18 protein-coding genes are annotated in these 20,755 nt (G+C 55.9%); 7 read left to right on the top strand and 11 right to left on the bottom strand.

The features are described from left to right. Positions 1–163 precede the first annotated feature (163 nt). The 4 genes from K7H09_RS20245 to K7H09_RS20260 are packed head-to-tail and all read right to left on the bottom strand — an operon-like array spanning position 164 to position 4,747. A complete protein-coding gene (locus K7H09_RS20245) occupies positions 164–1,552 on the bottom strand; it encodes a hypothetical protein (RefSeq protein WP_159176833.1) in 1,389 nt (462 codons plus the stop codon). Next, positions 1,549–1,998: a PaaI family thioesterase gene (locus tag K7H09_RS20250; RefSeq protein WP_027959569.1), complete on the bottom strand. Its 450-nt coding sequence runs from the start codon at positions 1,996–1,998 to the stop codon at positions 1,549–1,551. Before K7H09_RS20250 ends, K7H09_RS20245 begins: the two co-directional genes overlap by 4 nt. Further along, on the bottom strand, positions 1,995–3,596 hold the full coding sequence (locus K7H09_RS20255) for a class I adenylate-forming enzyme family protein (protein ID WP_230805746.1): 1,602 nt from the start codon (positions 3,594–3,596) through the stop codon (positions 1,995–1,997). The genes K7H09_RS20250 and K7H09_RS20255 overlap by 4 nt, the downstream gene beginning before the upstream one ends. Then, the gene (locus tag K7H09_RS20260; RefSeq protein ID WP_230805748.1) at positions 3,596–4,747 is read right to left on the bottom strand and encodes an acyl-CoA dehydrogenase family protein; all 1,152 of its coding nucleotides are present in this window, start codon (positions 4,745–4,747) and stop codon (positions 3,596–3,598) included. The genes K7H09_RS20255 and K7H09_RS20260 overlap by 1 nt, the downstream gene beginning before the upstream one ends. 218 nt (positions 4,748–4,965) lie before the next feature. On the opposite strand from K7H09_RS20260, the gene K7H09_RS20265 reads away from it, so the two are divergent. From K7H09_RS20265 to K7H09_RS20295, 7 genes are all read left to right on the top strand, one after another. After that, on the top strand, positions 4,966–6,489 hold the full coding sequence (locus K7H09_RS20265; protein ID WP_230805750.1) for a 3-hydroxyacyl-CoA dehydrogenase: 1,524 nt from the start codon (positions 4,966–4,968) through the stop codon (positions 6,487–6,489). 26 nt (positions 6,490–6,515) lie between these two features. Further along, positions 6,516–7,724 carry a 3-oxoadipyl-CoA thiolase gene (locus K7H09_RS20270; protein WP_230805752.1) on the top strand — a complete coding sequence of 403 codons (1,209 nt, stop codon included), beginning with the start codon at positions 6,516–6,518 and terminating at the stop codon, positions 7,722–7,724. A gap of 102 nt (positions 7,725–7,826) precedes the next feature. Then, positions 7,827–8,648 carry an IclR family transcriptional regulator gene (locus K7H09_RS20275; RefSeq protein WP_230805754.1) on the top strand — a complete coding sequence of 274 codons (822 nt, stop codon included), beginning with the start codon at positions 7,827–7,829 and terminating at the stop codon, positions 8,646–8,648. 93 nt (positions 8,649–8,741) lie between these two features. Further along, positions 8,742–9,872, top strand: a complete 1,131-nt coding sequence (locus K7H09_RS20280; protein ID WP_230805756.1) for an MlaE family ABC transporter permease — start codon at positions 8,742–8,744, stop codon at positions 9,870–9,872. Then, a complete protein-coding gene (locus tag K7H09_RS20285; RefSeq protein ID WP_230805791.1) occupies positions 9,872–10,696 on the top strand; it encodes an ABC transporter ATP-binding protein in 825 nt (274 codons plus the stop codon). The genes K7H09_RS20280 and K7H09_RS20285 overlap by 1 nt, the downstream gene beginning before the upstream one ends. A gap of 6 nt (positions 10,697–10,702) precedes the next feature. Continuing rightward, on the top strand, positions 10,703–11,644 hold the full coding sequence (locus tag K7H09_RS20290) for an MlaD family protein (RefSeq protein ID WP_230805758.1): 942 nt from the start codon (positions 10,703–10,705) through the stop codon (positions 11,642–11,644). After that, positions 11,641–12,258: an ABC-type transport auxiliary lipoprotein family protein gene (locus tag K7H09_RS20295; protein ID WP_230805760.1), complete on the top strand. Its 618-nt coding sequence runs from the start codon at positions 11,641–11,643 to the stop codon at positions 12,256–12,258. Before K7H09_RS20290 ends, K7H09_RS20295 begins: the two co-directional genes overlap by 4 nt. Before the next feature lie 39 nt (positions 12,259–12,297). Here the strand turns inward: K7H09_RS20295 and K7H09_RS20300 are convergent, their stop codons facing one another. The 7 genes from K7H09_RS20300 to K7H09_RS20330 all read right to left on the bottom strand — a co-directional run bounded on the left by K7H09_RS20300 (position 12,298) and on the right by K7H09_RS20330 (position 20,752). Next, on the bottom strand, positions 12,298–14,145 hold the full coding sequence (locus tag K7H09_RS20300) for a protein kinase domain-containing protein (protein ID WP_230805763.1): 1,848 nt from the start codon (positions 14,143–14,145) through the stop codon (positions 12,298–12,300). Positions 14,146–14,156: 11 nt separating this feature from the next. Beyond that, complete coding sequence (locus K7H09_RS20305) at positions 14,157–15,425, bottom strand: 2-oxo acid dehydrogenase subunit E2 (RefSeq protein WP_230805765.1); 1,269 nt, start codon at positions 15,423–15,425, stop codon at positions 14,157–14,159. A 38-nt stretch (positions 15,426–15,463) separates the two neighbouring features. Continuing rightward, entirely contained in the window at positions 15,464–16,441 is a 978-nt protein-coding gene (locus K7H09_RS20310; protein ID WP_009287805.1) for an alpha-ketoacid dehydrogenase subunit beta, read from the bottom strand. A 1-nt stretch (position 16,442) separates the two neighbouring features. Beyond that, positions 16,443–17,645, bottom strand: coding sequence for a thiamine pyrophosphate-dependent dehydrogenase E1 component subunit alpha (locus K7H09_RS20315; protein WP_027959577.1), 1,203 nt, complete (start codon positions 17,643–17,645; stop codon positions 16,443–16,445). 182 nt (positions 17,646–17,827) lie between these two features. Then, positions 17,828–18,613, bottom strand: coding sequence for an ABC transporter permease (locus K7H09_RS20320; RefSeq protein WP_041159461.1), 786 nt, complete (start codon positions 18,611–18,613; stop codon positions 17,828–17,830). Beyond that, the gene (locus tag K7H09_RS20325; RefSeq protein ID WP_022523315.1) at positions 18,594–19,556 is read right to left on the bottom strand and encodes an ABC transporter ATP-binding protein; all 963 of its coding nucleotides are present in this window, start codon (positions 19,554–19,556) and stop codon (positions 18,594–18,596) included. The genes K7H09_RS20320 and K7H09_RS20325 overlap by 20 nt, the downstream gene beginning before the upstream one ends. Continuing rightward, positions 19,553–20,752: an ABC transporter permease gene (locus K7H09_RS20330; protein WP_039859820.1), complete on the bottom strand. Its 1,200-nt coding sequence runs from the start codon at positions 20,750–20,752 to the stop codon at positions 19,553–19,555. The genes K7H09_RS20325 and K7H09_RS20330 overlap by 4 nt, the downstream gene beginning before the upstream one ends. Positions 20,753–20,755 lie beyond the last annotated feature (3 nt).

Genomic DNA, 20,755 nt, shown 5'->3' on the forward strand with positions numbered 1-20,755 from the left:
GACGCGTTTCACCGCGACGAGTACTTTCATAAGGCGTGCTCCTGGCGATTAAAAATATTCAACCTAGATGATTTCGCATAGCAGAATTATGTTTCACTTTATAAAAAGAACAATAAAAAAACACTGCACAAAGGTCAAGCGCTTCCTCATTCTTACCCCCCCTTTAAAAGGGTGCCCATACAAACCACGCTGCCAATAGCGGAATCGAGGCGACCAGAAATCTGCCGTTCCAGCGGTAGCCGATACGCGTGGCGGGTACACCGGTAAATCGGGACAAAATCAGCATTGATGCGGTCATCGGCGACGACATTAGCGCCAGCGCCCAGCCTACCATCAGCGATGCACCTATCAGTGCGGGTGTTAGTCCCTCGATAGCTAACTGCGGTAGCAGCCCCACCAGCAGCGTTACCGTCACGATAGGATTAACGCCTACCTGGGCTAGCCCCACTACCATCAGCATCGCCAGCACGGCATTGAAGGCGCCCCACGGGTTCAACACCGTTAGTAGCGGCGCCAACTGCTGAGTGTCCACCAGCCCAACGCATAAATGCCCCAAATAGCCCGCCGCCCCTAGCACCACGATCTCATTGGCACTGGGCGAAAGCAGCCACGGCAACTGACGATGCACCGCGCTAACCGCTGCAGGCAGCCCGCCGAAGCCAAGCCTACGCCGCTGCCAGGCAAGCCAAATCAGCGCCCCCGTGGGCGCACCTAACAGCGCGGCAATGGGTAAGCGCAGTGTTAATAGCCAGGCAAGGCTAAACACCAGCGCCACAATTCCCAGCAGCAACACGCTGAACTGAGCCAGCGGGCGTAACGAAGGAGCAGCTACCGGGGCTTTATTGGCAGGTGGATGCGGGCCGGTGAGAAAATCTACCGCCCATCCGGCCAGAAAAATTAGCACAGCGGCACCCAAAATATACGGCGCAAGCTCAAGCCAAGTGACCTGGGGAAGGCTCGACAGTACGACGGCAACGCCGATACCCATGGGCGAAATAAGCGGCGCCAGTGAAAACCCGCGCAGCAGCGCCAACATCATGCGCCGCTGACGAGCCTCTCGCACCCAGGCACGCCCCTGGGCCGCGCCTAGGGTGTTACTCTTCTCAATCATGGCAGCAAACAAGTTAAGCACGCCGATATTGAGAATAATGCCAAACAGTGCTGAACCGAGCGATAAAATTGGGTAGCGGCGGCTAGGCGGTTGAAGCAGCATGCTTTGCCCACAGCGGCGCACCAGGCGTGAACGGTAGGCAGGCAAACGTAGCATGCTCAACGCCACCACAAAGGTAGCAAAAAACGCAAAACGCCCACTGGCTTCAAACAGCAGTTGGCCTGGGTTCGACGAGTGCCAGAGCGCTAGCAGCGACACTATCCCCGCGGCTAGCAGTAACCCTTTGGCCATCCGCGTTAGCTTGCCAACAAGCGTTAATAGATAGAGCGCCAGCGCGGCAATGCCGACGGCTTGCCAAAACAGGCTGCCAACCACCAGATGAAACAGCGTTGCCAAGGTGACCAGCAGTAACAGAGAAACCCGCAGGCGGGCTGGGCTCACTCAGTTGGCTCCCGGGGTTTGTTTTCTGGAAATCCCTCTGTGGATTCACTGCCACTGCGACGCCGAAAGGAGCCTTCTCCCATGGCCACTAAGCTGCCCTGCTCATCGACTATCTCACCGCTGCTCATATAGGTTTTCTGTCCGCCGCCGCGAACCGTGCCGATTGCCTTCAACACACCTTGCCGGGCAGGGCCCACAAAGGTCGTGGTTAATGAGAGTGTCATTCCTCGGCGAATATTGCCCGGTACATCGCAGTGCAGACCGGCAAGGCTTAAAGCGCTATCCAACATGGAAGCTAATACACCGCCATGTACATTGCCGCTGCGGTTAAGATGTTTTGGCTCAATGGTCAGTTCAACGACTACTCGACCCTCTTCCCACTCAACGACGTGCATGCCCAGCAGTTCGTGGTAGCCCATTAACGCTTGCTGAGGTGAATGACTCATGAGCCGCTCTCCTGCTGGGCTAAATCGCGCAATCGTCCTTTAAGAATTTTGCCGCTGGCGGTGGAAGGTAGCGTATCCATCAATACAATTTGAGTAGGCCGTTTGTAAGGCGCCAACCGCTCGGCAATAAACGCCTTGAGCTCCGCCATATCAACGTCAACACCCGGCTCGCACTGCACAAACGCCACGACTTCTTCGTTTCCGGCGATTTGACGCCCCACTACGGCGGTAAGCGTTACCGCAGGGTGTTCGTTAATCACCGCTTCCACATCCGGCGGGTAGATATTGAAGCCGGAGCGGATAATCAGCTCTTTGCTACGCCCTACAATATAGAGTTGATCCTGGCGATCGAGCTTGGCGATATCGCCGGTATTGAGCCAACCATCGTCAGTTAGAGTGGCCCGAGTGGCTTCCGGCTGACGAAAGTAGCCTTTCATAATGTTAGGCCCGCGCACCCATAGCTCACCTACTTCATCTCCAGGCTGCTCGGTAGTTCCGCTGTCGCTAAGCGGTTCCAGGCGGTACTCAAGCAAAGGCAATACCCGGCCAACGGTGCTAGTTGCATGGCGGTCATCGATGCGGGTCTGGCTGATGGTAGGGCTCGCCTCGGTTAAACCGTAGCCGTTATGCAGCGTCAGCCCAAAGGCGGCCTCTACCCGCACTTTGGTGTCGCTATCTAACGGCGAACCTCCTGCTGACATATAAATTAGATCAGGCGCTTCTAACGGGCGCTGTTCACGTTTTAAAAACTCTAACGCCCGGGCATACATCGCCGGCACGCCCTGGAGAACGGTAATGTGCTCCTGCTTTAGCGTCGCCAACATATGGGCGGCATCGAAGCGCGGCACGGTATACAGGCAGGCGCCGTTATAGAGCGACCCCATGCATACCGAAGAGAGGCCAAACACATGAGACATGGGCAGCACGCCGTAGACCCGCTGTCCTTCGCTTAAATGACGCATGCCACCTGAAATCGAGGCGATATAGAGAATGCCACGGTGGGTCAGCATTACCCCCTTGGGCGTACCAGTGGTGCCTGAGGTGTAGATCATCGCCGCCACCTGCTCGGCCCCGCTCGCGCAGACCGGCGCGGGTTCGCTGTCATATAGGGGCGAAATGGCCAGCCCACCCAACTGAGGGTGCTGGTAGCGGTCAGCCGCGTGGCGCTCGGCGTGCTGGCACGCCTCTGGGGATGCTTCACAGGTATAGAAGACTCGCCGGGGCAGGCAGTTGCCCTGAATCAGGTCAACTTCCTGTGCTGACAGGCGCGAGTTCACAATCGCTACCCAGACATCCAATTCACTGGCAGCCAACAGCAGCACGACCAGAGCACGGCAGTTTTCACTCACCGTCATAATACGGTCGCCGGGACGAATACCTAGATCGCTTAACCAGTCACAGGCAGCGTGTATCTCTTGGCCAAGCTCCGCATAACTCCAGCGCACATTGCCATCCACGATAGCGGGGTGCTCGCCAAGCAGTTTGGCATTTTCAAGCACGCGGGTACTGAGGCGCTCGGGAAGCTCGGCCACCAGCTCGCTGGCAAGGCGCCCAAAAATAGCCTCGTCCGGCGCTTGGTAGGAAACCGATAAAGCCATTAGGACGCCTCCCGCACCATGTTGCGAGCAATGACGATTTGTTGAATCTGGGTAGTCCCTTCGTAGATACGAAATAGCCGCACATCGCGGTAGAAACGCTCAACCGCGTATTCCGACATGTAGCCCGCCCCACCGTGAACCTGCACCGCGCGGTCTGCTACCCGGCCAACCATTTCGGCGCAGAACAGTTTGCAGCAGGAGGCCAGTGTCGAAACATTTTCACCATCGTCTTTACGCCGTGCAGCATCCATCACCATGGTTTTGCCTGCATAGGCTTCGGTTTTGCTATCCGCCAGCATGGCTTGGATCAGTTGGTGCTCGGCAAGCGCCGCACCAAACTGCTTACGCTCCATGGTGTAGCGCAACGACTCTTCCACTAAGCGCTCGGCTACGCCTACGCAGACCGCCGAGATATGCAGTCGCCCGCGGTCTAGCACCTTCATCGCCGTTTTAAAGCCTTGCCCCTCTTTTCCGCCAATAATATTTTCAGCGGGTACCCGGCAGTTGTCGAAAATAATATCGCAGGTATGGGCGCCCTTCTGGCCCATCTTGTTATCCGCAGGCCCGCGTACTAATCCTGGCGTATTACCTTCGACGATAAAGGCTGAGATCCCGCCCGCACCTTTATTATTGAGGTCAGTACGCGCCATCACGGTAAACAGATCGGCTTCTGGGCCGTTGGTGATATAGCGCTTGGTGCCGTTCAAGATATAGTCATCGCCATCCCGCACCGCCGTCGTGCGCAGGCTGGCGGCGTCGGAGCCAGAATCGGGCTCGGTGAGACAGAACGAGCTAAGAATCTCGCCCGTGGCCAAGCGTGGCACATACTTGGCTTTCTGCTCATCAGTACCATCAATCAAAATACCCTGGGCGCCAATGCCATTATTAGTGCCAAACACCGAGCGAAAGGCAGGCGAGGTTTTACCAATCTCCATCGCCACCAGCGCTTCTTCCTCCATCGTCAGGCCTAGGCCGCCGTACTCTTCTGGAATCGATAGCCCGAAAAGCCCCATCTCTTTCATTTCCGCAAGAATTTCCGGGGGCACCGCATCCTCTTCGGCTAGGCGTGCCTCATTAGGAATTAAGCGCTCACGGACAAAGCGGGCGATGGTATCGACAAGCTGGTTAATCAATTCGGGATCGCGAATCATGACGGCTCCTGGTGGTAACGGGTTTTATAGTTAGAGTTATCATTCGAAGTAGCGCTGGGCGTGGACAGTGCGTGCATTTTGCATAGCAAAACTATTGTCCACTATTCTTGTCAGGCACTTTTGCATAGCCTAGGATGGCAGTCAATAATTGAAATACCATTTTGCAATGCAGAATCACAATACTAAATATACACCCATTTGCAGAGAGGACTTAGCGTATGGCTAGCGAATCAACACCTTCCCCCTTTACCACGCTTGGCATCGTCGGCACCGGCGCCATGGGGCGTGGCATCGCACAGTTGGCTGCCCAGGCCGGTCTAGACGTCATGCTTTTTGACGTTAAAGAGGGTGCCGTACAAGAAGCTAAAGCCTTTATTAATGGCTTATGGCAGAGAAGTGTCGAAAAGCAGCGCATTAACGCAGAACAGGCGCAGCACTATAGTGAACGGTTGATTGAAGCCAGCGAGCTTGCCGCGCTCGCGCCCTGCGATATTGTGGTGGAAGCCATTGTCGAGAAGCTGGAGGCCAAGCAGGGGCTGTTTAGCGATTTAGAAGCAATCCTCAGCCAGCAGGCTGTGTTGGCGACCAATACCTCTTCACTCTCCGTCACGGCCATTGCCGCCGCCTGCCAGCACCCTGAGCGGGTTATTGGCTTTCACTTCTTTAATCCCGTGCCGCTGATGAAGATTGCCGAGGTCATCCCTGGCCTGCGTACCACCCATGAGGTGACTCAGCGGGTCAATGCTCTAGGTCAAGCCATGGGCCACTTTACGGCCCAGGCCACCGATACACCTGGGTTTCTGGTTAACCATGCCGGGCGTGCCTTCGGTACTGAAGCGCTGCGACTGTTAGGCGAAAGCGTCGCTGACCCGGCCACTATTGACCGTATTATGGTTGATCAGGGCGGATTCCGAATGGGGCCCTTTACCCTGCTTGATCTTACCGGGCTGGACGTTTCCCACGCCGTGATGGAGTCGGTGTATCACCAGTATTATGAAGAAGCGCGTTTTCGCCCTTCACCGTTAACCCGACAGCGCTTGGCCGCGGGCTTGCTGGGGCGTAAAACCGGCGAAGGCTTTTACCGCTATGTGGAAGGCAAACAGCAGATGCCGGATGAGCCGGTCATCAAGCCTTCCTCACCTTGCCCGGTATGGATTAGCCAGGAAGACCCCGAGAGTGCCAAGGCACTCACCGCGCTGGTGCATGCGGTGGGCTGGCCATTAGAAACTGACCCACTACCCACTGCCCAAGCGCTATGCCTGCTGACTCCCTTTGGAGAAGATGCCACTAGCTGCGCCCTGCGCCAGGGGCTAGACGCTGAGCAGTGTGTAGCGGTGGATATGCTCGCAGGGCTCGATAAACGCCGCAGCCTCATGGTCACGCCAATCACCCACTCCGCTTTCATTCAAGCAGCGCAAAGCCTGCTCAATCATGACGGCACGCCGGTAAGTACTCTGCAGGACAGCAACGGCTTCGTTCTTCAGCGCATTATTGCCTGCATCGTCAACGTCGGTGCCGACATTGCCCAGCAAGGCGTGGCAGAACCCACGACTATCGACCGAGCGGTTGAGCTGGGTTTGGGCTACCCCTTCGGCCCGCTACGCATGGGCGACCATTACGGCGCCACGCGCATCATGACGATATTGACCAACCTGCTTGAGGCCACCGGCGACCCACGCTATCGGCCTAGCCCCTGGCTGCGCCGCCGCGCCGCGCTGCAAATGTCGTTAACCGCCGCTTAACCCTACCAATAACAAGGAGCATCACCATGCAAGACGCCTATATTTACGACGGTTTACGTACCCCTTTTGGTCGCCACGGTGGCAGCTTAGCGGCTATTCGCCCAGATGAGCTGTTGGGGCTGACGCTTAAAACACTGGTAGCCCGCAACCCATTCGCGCCAGCAAGCTATGAAGAGGTGCTGGCAGGCTGCACCAACCAGGCGGGGGAAGACTCCCGCAACGTGGCCCGTCACGGCGCATTGCTGGCAGGCCTGCCCATCGAAGTGGCAGGGCAAACCGTTAACCGGCTTTGCGGCAGTGGCTTGGCTGCAATGATGGATGCCGCCCGGGCGGCACGGCTAGGTGAAGGCGAGCTGTTTTTAGCGGGCGGCGTTGAGTCCATGTCCCGTGCACCTTATGTCTTAGGTAAAGCGGACTCCCCCTATGCCCGCAACCAGCCGATGTACGACACGGTGATTGGCTCACGCTTTCCCAACCCCTGGATTGCTAAGGAGTATGGCAGCCACAGCATGCCGGAAACTGCTGATAACATTGCCCACGACCTGAATATTGGCCGCGATGAAAGCGACGCCTTTGCCGCCCGCTCTCAAGCCCGCTACGCTCAAGCGCTGGCCTCAGGCTTTTACGACAGCGAAATGTTTGGCGTAGAGGTGCCCCAAGGACGTAAACAGCCTCCACTGTTGGTAGATAAAGACGAACACCCCCGCCCACAAAGCACCGAAGACAAACTGGCCCAACTGGGCTCGCTATTCGAGGGTGGCGTGGTCACCGCCGGAAATGCCTCGGGCCTGAATGACGGCGCCGCTGCCATGATTGTCGGCACCAAGGCCGCCGGTGAACGTGTGGGCCTAGCGCCGCGCGCGCGCATTGTCGCCAGCGCCGTTGCCGGTGTGGCTCCGCGGGTTATGGGGTTAGGGCCAGTACCCGCTTCACAAAAGGCGTTGGCGCGTGCAGGGCTTACCCTTGAGCAGATGGATGTGATTGAAATCAACGAAGCGTTTGCCGTTCAGGTGCTTGGCTGCGTGCAGCAGTTGGGTCTCTCCGTTGATGATCCACGCTTGAACGCCAACGGCGGCGCTATCGCCATTGGTCATCCTCTGGGGGCATCAGGAGCACGCTTGGCGCTTACGGCTCTCCGACAGCTTGAAGCGACCGGTGGGCGCTATGCGTTGGTTACCATGTGCATCGGCGTCGGTCAGGGCATTGCCACGATTATCGAGCGTCTGGACAGCTGATTTAGTGTCAAACAGCCGCTATTTCGTTGAGAGGCATGAACGCTGCGTCTAAGTAGATATGCGATACTGGGCGCCATAAGCCACCTATTGTTCGGATATTGAATGCACCCCACCGACACTGATGCTGACGACCCGCAGTTGCCAGGAAAAGATCGTAACTTTGTGACTGCCCTCGCGCGCGGTTTAGAGTTACTGCGCGCCTTTGGCGCAGGTGAAGAGTATTTAGGCAATGCTGAGCTCTCCAACCGTACAAGTATCCCTCGCCCGACGGTATCACGTTTAACCTATACCCTGACGCAGTTGGGCTATCTCCAACACAATACCCACCTGGAAAAGTACCGCCTTGGGCCAGGTGTCTTAGCCTTGGGATATCGCTTTCTCGCCAATATGGGCATTCGCGAAATTGCTCGCCCGCATCTGCAGAAATTTGCTGATGCCACCGACTGTAACGTTAGCCTGGGCGGGGCCGACCGCAGTGACATGGTTTATTTGGAAACCTGCCACGGCCATGGCCCGCTAATCATTCGCCTGGACACGGGCTCCCGCCTGCCCATTGCCACTTCCGCCATTGGTCGTGCCTGGCTATGTGGTTTGTCTGACGAACGGCGCCAGCAGGTGCTCCAAGAGTTGGCCAGCAAGTATGGTAGCGACTGGCCGCGTTATGAAGCGGGTATACAACAGAGTTTCAAAGACTATGCACAGTACGGTTTTTGTCTCTCTGAGCAGGATTGGCAGCGCGATATTAGCGCGGTGGCGATGCCGCTAATTTTAGAAGATGGCGCCGAGGTCATGGCGATTAACTGCGGCGGCTCCAGCCTGCGCTTGGATCACGACCGCTTGGTTAATAACTTAGGCCCACGTCTCAAAGAAGTCGCTAATCAGATTAAGCAGGAACTAGCGCCAAGAAACCGCTCGGCAAGGTAAATTCAAGCTAGGGAGACTTTAACTAACGCCCGTTTGAATGCATCATAGACTTCTAAACAAGCGCAGCGATACCAAGAGCGCCGAGGGGTGGGGATGCCAAGCGAGTGGATAGCGCGTCATGATCAAACAGTCACCCTTAAAGGCGAGTGGACACTTGCCAATTACCGCTATATCAAAGCGGCGCTTAATCACAGTGAAACTCGAACCGAACTTGGCAAGCCAACGGGTGCGACGGTTTCGTTAGACGCAATAACTCGCCTTGATACCGCCGGTGCCATACTCATTATAGAGCTGATTGGCGTTGAGAAAGCACAGGCGGTAGCGGATTGGGCAGCAGAACTGCCGAAAGAGCAGCAGGCGCTGCTGGTGCGTATTGCCGAAGCCATGGAAGCGCCGCTTGACGTTGATCCCCCCTCCTATTCGCGTATTAGCCAAGCGCTTGCCAGCGTGGGCCAACACATGGCGGGGCTTTGGTCTCAGCAGCGCCAGCTGCTGGCCTTTATTGGTCTCGTCGTGGCTACCCTATTCCATCTGGCATTGCGGCCACGCCACTGGCGCCTAACGGCCACCGTTGCCCATATTCAGCAGAGCGGTCTTAATGCCGTACCCATCGTCGCGCTACTCACCTTTATGGTGGGTGCCGTTGTGGCTTTCCTTGGCGCTACCGTTTTGCAGGATTTTGGCGCCACGATTTATACCATCGATCTTGTTGCGTTCTCATTCTTGCGAGAGTTCGGCGTTCTGCTTGCTGCAATTTTATTAGCGGGACGAACCGCCAGCGCCTTTACTGCCCAGATCGGCGCCATGAAATCCAATGAAGAGATTGATGCCCTGCAGGCCCAAGGGCTAGATCCTATCGAACTTTTGGTGCTGCCAAGGGTAATGGCGATGTTAATTAGCCTGCCCATGCTAGCGTTTGTGGGCATGCTCAGCGGCTTAGCGGGTGGTGCCATGGTCACCTCTTTGTCACTGGATATTTCACTTACCCAGTTCATGGCCACGCTGCAAAAAGACGTATCGGTGACACACTTTTTGGTAGGGCTTAGCAAAGCACCGGTGTTTGCCTTTGTGATCGCCGTTATCGGCTGCCTTGAAGGCTTTAAGGTCAGCGGCAGTGCGCAGTCGGTGGGAGAACACACTACGTCAAGCGTCGTTCAGTCGATTTTTATGGTGATTCTGATTGATGCCGTCGCCGCGCTATTCTTTATGGAGATGGGCTGGTGATCAATTCAGATAAACCGACAGAGCAAAACGACCTACCGGTCATTAAGGTTCGAGGCTTGGTGAACCACTTTGGCGCTCATGTGGTTCACGAAAACTTAGACCTAACCCTTGAACGTGGAGAAATCCTCGGCGTTGTAGGCGGTTCTGGTACCGGTAAATCAGTGCTGTTACGCAGCATCGTTGGTTTGAAGCGCCCCAATGACGGCACGGTTGAAGTCCTAGGCACAACCCTTAACGAGCTTAACGAGGCACAGCGCAGTCAAATAGAGCGGCGCTTTGGTGTACTGTTTCAACGCGGTGCGCTGTTCAGCTCGTTGAACCTGCAAGAAAATATCGCCCTACCGCTAATTGAACACGCCAGGCTACCCCGTGAAGACGCCGAGCATCTTGCCAGGGTAAAGCTAGCGTTGGTCGGGCTGCCGCCACAGGCCGCGCTGCAGTTTCCTGAGTCGCTGTCTGGCGGCATGGTCAAGCGCGCCGCCCTTGCCCGTGCCTTAGCGCTTGATCCTGACATTCTGTTTCTTGATGAGCCCACGGCGGGGCTTGACCCTATTGGCGCGGCGGCCTTCGATCAGTTGCTGGTCACCCTTCGCGATGCGCTGGGTTTCAGCGTTTTCCTGGTCACCCATGACTTGGATACGCTTTACGCTACCTGCGATCGGGTCGCGGTACTCTCACAGAAACGTGTGCTGGTGGTGGATACCATCGATAAAGTGGCGGATACCGACGATGAATGGGTTCAAGACTACTTTCACGGCCCGCGAGGTCGAGCCGCTCAGCGTGCTCATACCGGCTCTTCAAATAACGCTAACGTCCAGGAGTGACTGCACATGGAAACACGGGCGCATCACGTTTTAATCGGTCTCTTCACGCTGGCCACTGCCGCTGGCGCGCTGCTGTTTGCACTTTGGATGAGCTATGCAGCGGGCGAACGTAGCTACCAGCCTTATCGTATTCTATTTGAGCGCAGCGTGAGCGGCTTATCGGTCGGCAGCCGAGTGCAATATAACGGTATTGAGGTGGGGGACGTCACCGAGCTTAACCTTAATCCTGATGACCCTCGGCAAGTGATTGCCCATATCCGCGTCTACGATGACGCACCGATTAAGACAGACACCCGGGCAAAACTTGCCTTTGCCAGTATCACCGGCAGCATGTCCGTGCAACTTCACGGCGGCACCCCTGAAGCCCCAATGCTGATTGACCAAACCGATATCGAAGCGCCGTTTATACGCGCAGACCCTTCGCCCATCGCCACGCTGTTTGATGAGGGCGAAGATATGATCGAAAACATCAATTCAATCCTGCAAAACGTCAACGAACTGTTTGACGATAATAACCGTGACCAGGCAGGCAGTATTTTAACCAACATTGCTCAGATTACCGAAATGATTGCCGCCCAGCAGAACGCCCTAGACCAGAATATGGCGCTTTTCGGCGAGGCGACCCGTCAGGCTACGACCACACTCAGCAGCATTGATGCACTTAGCCAGGAAGCAACCCAGTTGCTGCGTCAGGATGGACGTCTGGTGATGGAGAGCGCTGCCGATGCAAGCCGCGATGTGGCACGTGCGGCACAGCGCATCGAGCAGTTAGTGGAGACTAACGCTGGGGCCATCGAAGGTAGCTTACAGGGTGCGCAAGATATTGCCCCGGCGCTCTCTTCGCTGCGCTCCACGCTCGATACGCTAGATCGTATTACCCGCCAGCTAGAGGAGAGCCCAACGGACTTTTTCCTAGGCCGTGATCAGGTAGAGGAGTTCCGCCCATGACATTACGCTCCACCGCCATCGCTTTAGTTAGCGCTGCGCTGCTACTCAGCAGTGGCTGCTCAATATTGCCCGAAAGTGAGCCAGCGACCCTGTATCGTCTGCCCAGTAGCGATATACAGCCCGTCACATCAGATTCTATGACCACCCGCCAACGCCTGGCGGTGGCGGCCCCACAGGCGGGGCATTTACTGAGTAGCAACCGCATTTTAGTCTACCCGGAGGGCAATATTGTTAATGTCTACGAAGGTGCCCGCTGGCAAGAGAATGCCCCTGTTTTACTCCAATCGCGCTTGATCACTGGGTTACAGCAGAGCCGCCTATTCGCCAGCGTGGGTAGCGATAGCCTGCCTTCCGAGCTATTGCTACTGAGTGAACTACGTCACTTTCAGAGCGACTACGCTACCCGTCCGCCCACGGTGAAGGTTCAGCTCGATGTTCAGCTCGTCAGCACTCAAAACCGCGCTTCAATCGCTACTCAGAGCTTTACCACCAGCGCGCAATCTATAAGCACCGATATTCCTGATGTGGTTGATGCATTTGGTGCTGCTAGCGACGAACTTACTGAGCAGTTGGTCAACTGGCTGGCCAATCAGCAGGAAGCCACCATTGACTAAGCTAGAACTGACTAAACCAGACCTAACTAAGCCATGTAATTAGGACGTTGTTGCCCTTCGGACATACTCCCGCGGGTCGCGGGGGTAGTAGCGCTCTGGCTGGCTTTCCAGGTGCGCAAAGTAGCGGGTATCCTTGTAGGGCATTTTCATGTAGCCCGAGACACCTAGGCCCTCGATTTGGTCTACCGAGGCAAGAATGCGCGCCAGCAGCGTGCGGAACTCGCCCTCTCGAGCCGGATCCAGCAGACGATAGTAGCTATGTATTTTGAGGTGTTGTGGCAGCGCTTCAAAAATGATCATGCCGGTATGGTGAATGTCATTGAGCTGCTGCAGCACATGCATAATCACCTCGGGCAGCACCAATAGTTCTTCTGGGTCGGGGCCATCTTCGAAGTAGCTGTGCTGACGGGTGCGATCTTCAAGCTCCGGTACTGCGCTCAACTCATAGCCTATCGCCATGCTGGGTTCGCTAAAGAAGGCTTCAACCACGGAAGTACGCTCTAAGTGCAGTGTTTGGCGGGCATTAAACAAACAGCTTTTAAACACGCCCTGACGATGAATCGCCCGCGCCAAGTGCACCATATTATTGACCGCTTCAATAAAGGCGGGCTTCAGCGTCGGGTCGTGTAAATTTAACGACGAGTCGATATACACACCTTCCCGCTCCCAGCGTACCGCCAAGCCCCCCACTACCGGATATTTGCCCAGGCGGCTCACCGACGCCAAAAAGGCCTTTTCGGTTTCCCCCATACCCTGCATAAACTGCTTGTAGTAGCGGTCTAATTGCACATCATTGACATCATTCAGGGTTTCCTCCGCATTCGCTTCGCGTAGAAAGGCTTTGCGCGAGCTATATACCACGGTATCGATCTCCTGATGCGCAGGACGCGCCCATACCGGTACCAGCGGGACACTGAGCGATGTGGGCAGATCGATCATTACTACCCTGGCCATTCGCGGCATGTTTTTTAAAAAGTAGTCGCCCGCTTTGCGCCGTACCTGAGGGTCGGGGTCGAGCATGCCATCCAGGGTGCGGGCAAACTCCATCGGCAACCCCAGCGAACTGGCGGGAATCGCCCGATGGCCAAATCGACACGACTGCGCCGACGCCAGCGCATACAGGGTACCCGCCGCGCCCTGCTCGTCGAATCGCGGCGATGACAGTGCGCCGTTCAACTGCTCTTCGCCGATAAAGTAAACATCGCCCAGGCGGGCATTGGTTTGCTGCAAATTGTCCGACATCAGCTCCATCACGTTGGCGCCCACAAACTGCAGTTGCGCGTCTAGTTGGGCAAATACCGATGAGCCCCAGTCGATTAACGCAATAGACTCCTGCTCGGCGTCATACACCAAGTTAGAAGGCTTAATATCGCCATGCACCACCGGACGTGCCTGGGACCCTGACTCCCGCCGCAGGGCAAGCAGAATGTCGGCCAACTGCGCCGCAATGCGCACAATCAAGCGTGGAGAGAGGCGCCCCTGCTTAAGCGATACCTGCTCTAAATTCCAGCCGGGGGCACGCTCCATTACCAGAATGGACTGCCCCCGGGAGCGCTGGTAAGCAATAAGACCTGGAATGCGTGGATGGGACACCTGTTCCAGCATAAACGCCTCTTCTTCGAGGCGCTCCTGCAAGTGCACAGGTAGGGTAATGCGGGAGAATTTAAAGACATAATGCGCTTTAGCGCCTTGGTGGACGGTGCTGCCGGCAAATACAAAACCGTAGGCACCCTTGCCAATGAGCTCGATGCCCTGATAGCCCAACTGGGAGAGCTGCGCCTGGCATAGCGCTACCCAGTCTTTAAGCTTACGGGCATCGTGATGGCTCAGCAGATAGACCGACTGCTCTTCAGGTATATAAAACTGCTGAAGCGGTGCCTGGGACATAAGTCGCCTTGCTAGCCCAAGTGAAGCAGCATGGTTTCAGGGGCTTCGAGAAAGCCTTTCCAGACATTACAGAAACGCGCAATGGTACCACCGTCAATAAAGCGGTGATCGCCCGCCCAGGTGATAGTCATGATCGCCTGGCGCTGCACCGCACCCTGCTCATCAAAGCGTGGTAGCCACTGGGTTTTACCAATCGCCACAATAGCGGCCTCTGGCGCGTTAATGATCGGCGCTGCGTAGGTGCCTCCCAACGCCCCAATATTGGAAATACTAATGGTACCGCCTTTTAAATCCGCCTGATCTACCCGTCCCTCCCGCGCTGAGGTGGTTAACCGGCCGACTTCCCGGGCAATTTCCAACAGGGTTAAGCGCTCAACGTTTTTAACATTGGGCACCATCAGGCCCGCTTTGCTATCCACCGCCATACCGATGTTGCACTGAGGGTAATAGTACAGTTCATCCCCAGCCGCATTTAACTGGGCATTAACGATGGGCTCTTCAGCGACGGCTAGCGCCATGGCTTTCATAAAAAACGGCATTAGCGTCAGCCGTTCGCCCTGGGCTTCGGCCAGCGGCTTTAAGCGCTCCCGCAGCGCCAGCAGTGCAGTAACGTCGATCTCTTCGCCGTAGTGAAAATGGGGAATGGTGCTGGCTGCCTCGACCATGCGCTTGGCCATGACTGCCTGCACGCCGCGGAGGGGCTCCACTCTGGGCGCCTGGGTTTCGGCTTGTTTTTTTACAGTTTGGTTGTTCACAACGGTTTGGCTAGATGAGGCTGCTGTTTGCGATGCTTGGTCAAGATGCGCCAACACGTCCTCTTTTAGCACCCGACCGTCTTTGCCGCTGCCAGCGATCTCCGTGAGCTGTAGAGAGTGTTCACGCACTAGGCGTCTAACGGCGGGGCTGGCTGGCACCTTGTCATATAAGCGGCCAGCAGCCGGAATACCTGTAGGGTTGGACGATTCTGTCGTCTGTGCCATTGGCTTTTCACTGGCGGCCGATTGCGCACCGTCTGGTTCGGCCTCACTATTATTGTTACTAGCCCCATCCACTTGATAGGCATACAGCGGCGCATGCACTTTGGCAATTTGGCCCTGGGCCACATACAGTTTGGTCACCACACCGGCTTCGGGGGCGGTAATCTCCACCAGCGCCTTGTCGGTCATGACTTCAACGATAGGCTGATCTTCTTCAATTTGATCGCCTTCAGCGACGCGCCATTCGACGACTTCACACTCGACGATGCCTTCGCCAATATCAGGCAATAAAAAATCGCTCATTGTTTTTCTCCCCATGCGTACTTAGGCATTAATAGCCACTAAAAGTTGACGCTTTCGCGAATCGCTTCAAAAATCTTCAGGTGATCAGGCAGATACTCTTTTTCCAGCACCAGTGGAAAAGGCGTATCCAGCCCCGTCACCCGGGCAATGGGCGATTCCAGGTAGAGAAAACAACGCTCTTGAATAGTGGCAGCGATTTCACCGGCAAAGCCACCGGTTAACGGGGCTTCATGGCTCACCACCAGTCGGCCGGTTTTTAACACCGATTCAGCCACCGTATCCGCATCCCAGGGCAGCAGTGAGCGCAGGTCGATCACTTCACAGGCGATGCCCTGCTCTTCGGCTAGCTCGACCGCTTTGCCGATCACCTCCATCTGCGCGCCCCAGCCTACCACGGTAATATCCGTGCCCTCCTTGGTGATTTCGGCTTCGCCAATGGGAAGCTGGTAATCCTCTTCGGGCACTTCACCGACTGAAGCACGATAAAGACGCTTAGGCTCCAGAAAAAGCACCGGATCCGGGTCGCGAATAGCGGCAAGCAGTAGCCCTTTAGCCTGGTATGGGTTGCGCGGCACCACCACCTTTAATCCAGGTGTATGGGTGAAATAAGCTTCCGGTGATTGAGAGTGATAAAGGCCACCAGCGATACCGCCACCGTAAGGAGTGCGAATCGTCAAACCACCAACGTTAAACAGATCGCCTGAGCGGTACCGGAACTTGGCGGTTTCGTTAACGATCTGGTCAAACGCCGGAAAGATATAGTCGGCAAACTGTATTTCTGCCACAGGCACCGAGCCCTGGGCCGCCAAGCCATTGGCAAAGCCGATAATGCCCTGTTCGACAAGTGGCGTATTGAAACAGCGCGCTTTGCCGTACTTCTCCTGCAGGTGACTGGTGGCCCGAAATACGCCGCCAAAAATACCCACATCTTCACCAAAGCAGATGACTTTTTCATCCTCTGCCATGGCGATATCCAGTGCATTATTAATTGCCTGGAGCATGTTCATGGTAGCCATGTTACGCCTCTCCCTGAGTATCAGTCTCGGTGCCCACGTCTAAATCCAACGACTGCGCCCCGCGGGGATAAGCCTCTGGGTAGCGACGGATATGGCGTTTTAACTGATCGAATTGGCGCTGCAGCGATGGGGTTATATCGGCATACACATCGCTGATCAGGCTCTCTAGCGGCGGCGATGAGCGCTTCTCAGCCCGCTTCATGGTTTCCAGTACTTCACGGCGCAGGGTTTCCTGCTGGGTAGCCTCCTCCTCTTCGCTCCACCACTGTTTCTTCAAGAGCCATTTTTGCAGCCGCAGCAGTGGGTCTTTGGCGCGCCACACCTCCTCCTCATCTTTCGAGCGATAGCCAGAGGGGTCGTCGGAAGAGGAGTGCGCGGCAAGGCGATAGCTCATGGCCTCGATCAATACCGGCTGATTTTTCTCAACCGCGATCTTGCGTGCCTGCCGCGTCGCTTCGTAGACCGCCAGCACATCGTTACCATCTACCCGGATCACGTGCATGTGGTAGCCAAAGGCTCGGGGGGCGATACCGTCGGCGGCAAACTGCTCGACGGCAGGCGTGGAAATGGCATAGCCATTGTTACGGCAGAAGAATATCACCGGCACCTGATGCACTGAGGCCATATTCAGCGCGGCGTGGAAGTCTCCCTCGGAGGCAGCGCCTTCACCAAAAAACGTTAACGTGCAGTGACCGTTACCAGCCAATTTTTGGCCGTAGGCGTAGCCCGTGGCCTGAGGAATCTGAGTCGCTAAGGGGGACGAGATGGTCATGTAGTGCAGCTTGCGCGACCCATAGTGAATCGGCATTTGGCGGCCTTTGCCGTAGTCCAGCTCGTTGCCGAACAGCTGATTCATGAATTCGTCGATCGAGAAGCCGCGATACATTAAAGCGCCCTGCTCGCGGTACTGCGCCATAATCATATCGGCGTCATTTAGCGCAGCAGTGGCGCCCACTACGGCGGCCTCTTCACCGGTACACTGCATATAAAAGCTCAACCGCCCCTGGCGCTGAGCAGCCATCATACGTTCATCGAGAATACGCGTGGCCAGCATCGCCTGATAGATACGCCGGGCGTGATCACGCTCAAGCGCGGGCTCATCAGCGTCGCTATGCAGCTCACCTTCTGGGTTAAGCAGGCTGAAAGTAGGAATTGAAAATTCGTCGCCGGTCATGAAGTCCGGCTGGTGTACGTACTGTGTCATCATTATTGTCCTTGTTTTGCCCCTTTTGAGGGCAGTGTTGTTGGTATTGACCGTTTATGCCAGTGGATTTATCTGTCATAGGTCAACGCAACATCTATCTACCACAACATTTAGGACAATAACGCAGCGCAAGGACTTTAGGGATGCTACTTAAGATGCAGAGAGGTTAAAACGCAGAAAAATCAGTCATCAGAGATACGCGCACGTAGTTGACGCTGCAACACTTCGAACAAGCTATCAATCGTCAGGGCCAACAATGCAATGGTCAGCGCCCCTTGAACCACATAGGCCATATTGCCGTTCACGATGCCGGAGATAATCGGGTCACCAAGGTTACTTGCTCCCACGGTAGCCCCTAACGCGGCAGTGGCAATATTGATGGTCACCGAGGTTCGGATGCCCGCCAGAATGACCGGTGCTGCCAGAGGGAGCTCAACTTGACACAGGATTTGCGTTGGCTTCATGCCCATAGCGTGAGCAGCCGTTTTAATATCGCCTTCGACGCCCTGCAAACCAGCAAGAGTATTGCGCACGATAGGCAATAGCCCGTAGAGCATTAAAGCGACAATAATGGGCAAGGTGCCAAACCCCAGAACGGGTACCGCCAGCGCCAGAACCGCCACTGGAGGAAACGTTTGCCCTAGTGATGCCAACTGGGCCACCAGTGGTAGAAAATCACTCCCCCACCTGCGGGTAACGGCGATACCCGCCGCGACTCCCACGATAATGGTCACCACCGCTGCAATGCCGACGACAAAGAGGTGGCGGCCTAGCAAAGTGACAAAACCGGCGCGATCGTAGATGACTTGCCGGGCATCGGGCTCAATCCAGCGAAATAGGGGCTCGGCAGCCGACATGGCAAAGACGCTCATCATTAGCAGCGCCCCCCAAAGCAGTGGCCATAGCCATTGTGGGGCTTTTTTGTGGGGCTGGGCGACGCTTAGCGAGTTACTCACGCGGGTTTCCATTGTCCAGTTGAGCCTCCTTGATAATTCTCCGCAACGATAGCTCACCGACCGGCACATCATGTTGGTCAACAACGGTCAACCGGTCGCTATGATCGCGCAGCATCATGGAAAGCGCCTGACGTAGCGAGAAAGTCCCAGGGATGCGCGACTGCGCGGGCAAGGTAGGCCCCATAGAGGTCATATGATCTTTCACACGGGTTAACGCGGCTTGTTTAAGGCCTCTTTCCAGCCCACCTAAAAGCGACTCGACAAAAGGGTCGGCAGGGCTTTGTAATAGCGCCAGCGGTGAGCCTTGTTGCACGATTCGACCTTCGCGCATCACCACTAAGTGATCCGCCAGCTTAAGCGCTTCATCCATATCATGGGTCACAAACACTACGGTTTTATGCAGCCGTGCTTGTAGCTTGGCCAGCTCATCCTGTAGCTTTTCACGGGTAATAGGATCAAGCGCGCCGAAGGGTTCATCCATCAACAAAATATCCGGGTCTGCCGCCAGGGCACGCGCAACACCCACTCGCTGCGCCTGCCCCCCTGAAAGCTGATGCGGGTATTTATGCCCAAACTCATCCACTGGCAAACCGAGCAAATGCATTAGCTCGGCCACCCGTGACTGGACGTCCGTTGCTGACCACTTCAATAACCGTGGCACCAGACCGATGTTGCGCGCAACGTTCCAGTGGGGAAACAGCCCGGTGTGCTGTATCACATAGCCAATCCGGCGACGTAGTTTTACAGGGTCATACGCGTCTATCGCCTGCCCATCGAGGATGATGTCGCCTTCGCTGTGCTCAATTAAGCGATTGATCATGCGCAAGGTGGTCGATTTACCACAGCCCGAGGTACCCACTAACGCACAGAATTTACCCTTCGCCACCCGTAGAGAAATATCGTCCACCGCGGTTTCATCCCCAAACCGCTTGGATACGTGGGATAGTTCGATCATCTTGTTCCTCCGGGGCGCAGCGCTTCTGCCAAGGCACCTAAGCCCGCATCCACCACCAGAGCCAGCATTAAAATAGGCAGTGCGCCAAGCAGCACCATATCCATGGCGGCCTGACCTAAGCCTTGAAAAATAAAAGTACCTAACCCGCCCGCACCAATCAGAGCGGCAACGGCGGTAAGCCCAATGGCCTGAACAGTGGTAATTCTCACCCCTTCCAACAGCACCGGCAGCGCCAGCGGTAACCGCACCTGCCAAAAACGCTGCCCGGCACGCATGCCCATGCCTTTGGCGGCTTCTAATGTATCGGGACTGACTTGTTCAAGCGCGGTATAGGTGTTGCGCACAATGGGCAGCAGGCTGTAGCCAATCAGTGCAATTAAGGCGGGCGTAGTGCCAATACCGCTAACGCCAAGCTGGGCTAAAAAAGGCACGTTGGTGGCAAGCCAGGCTAGCGGCGCCAGCAGTAGACCGAATAGCGCCAAACTGGGAATGGTTTGAAGAAAATTGAGCACAGCAAACGCGCCCTTCTGCAGCCGGGCATAGCGGCGCATCAGCATGGCAAGTGCCAGCCCAAGCACAATGCTGACACTGACGGCGATACTGACCAGCTTAATGTGCTGCGCGACGGCGCTTAGAAACTGTTGATCACGGGCTTTAAATTCTTGAACGAGGGCAAGCGTTTCCAGCCCAAAAGCTGCACAGAGCCACCACATCAGCGCGACACCACATAGCAATAGCGTGGGCCATACCCGCGTGAGGTTTAAGCGCAAGCGTAGTTCTACTAAACACAGCAGCAGTACAAACAGAACAACCCAATACGCCGCTCCCATGCCTAAACGCGCTTGAGGCATCTCAGGGTCAATCAGTAAATAGCTGCTCGCCATCAACCCCACTGGCATTAGCGCCATGATCACTATCACCGCCGCTAACAGCGCTCGGTAGTGACGATGGGTTGGCTGGCACGCGAGAATACCGATAAAGGAGAGCAATAGCGTTGCCAATAGCGCACCTGGCCAGCCAAAAGCCTCCAGTGCGCCATGCCCCGTCCCTAACACAATCCGGTTGGGGGCCATGCTGACCACATCAAGTAACCAGAATGCAGCCAGCATAATAAGGCTCAGGCTAACGAGCACAACGTTAGGGTGCCACCCTTCCCAACGAAGCCGCGGGGTGGGCAGTGCATCCATCAACGACATTAA

Origin of the sequence: Halomonas sp. IOP_14 (genome assembly GCF_021021315.1) — a bacterium.
GTDB classification, from domain to species: domain Bacteria; phylum Pseudomonadota; class Gammaproteobacteria; order Pseudomonadales; family Halomonadaceae; genus Vreelandella; species Vreelandella titanicae.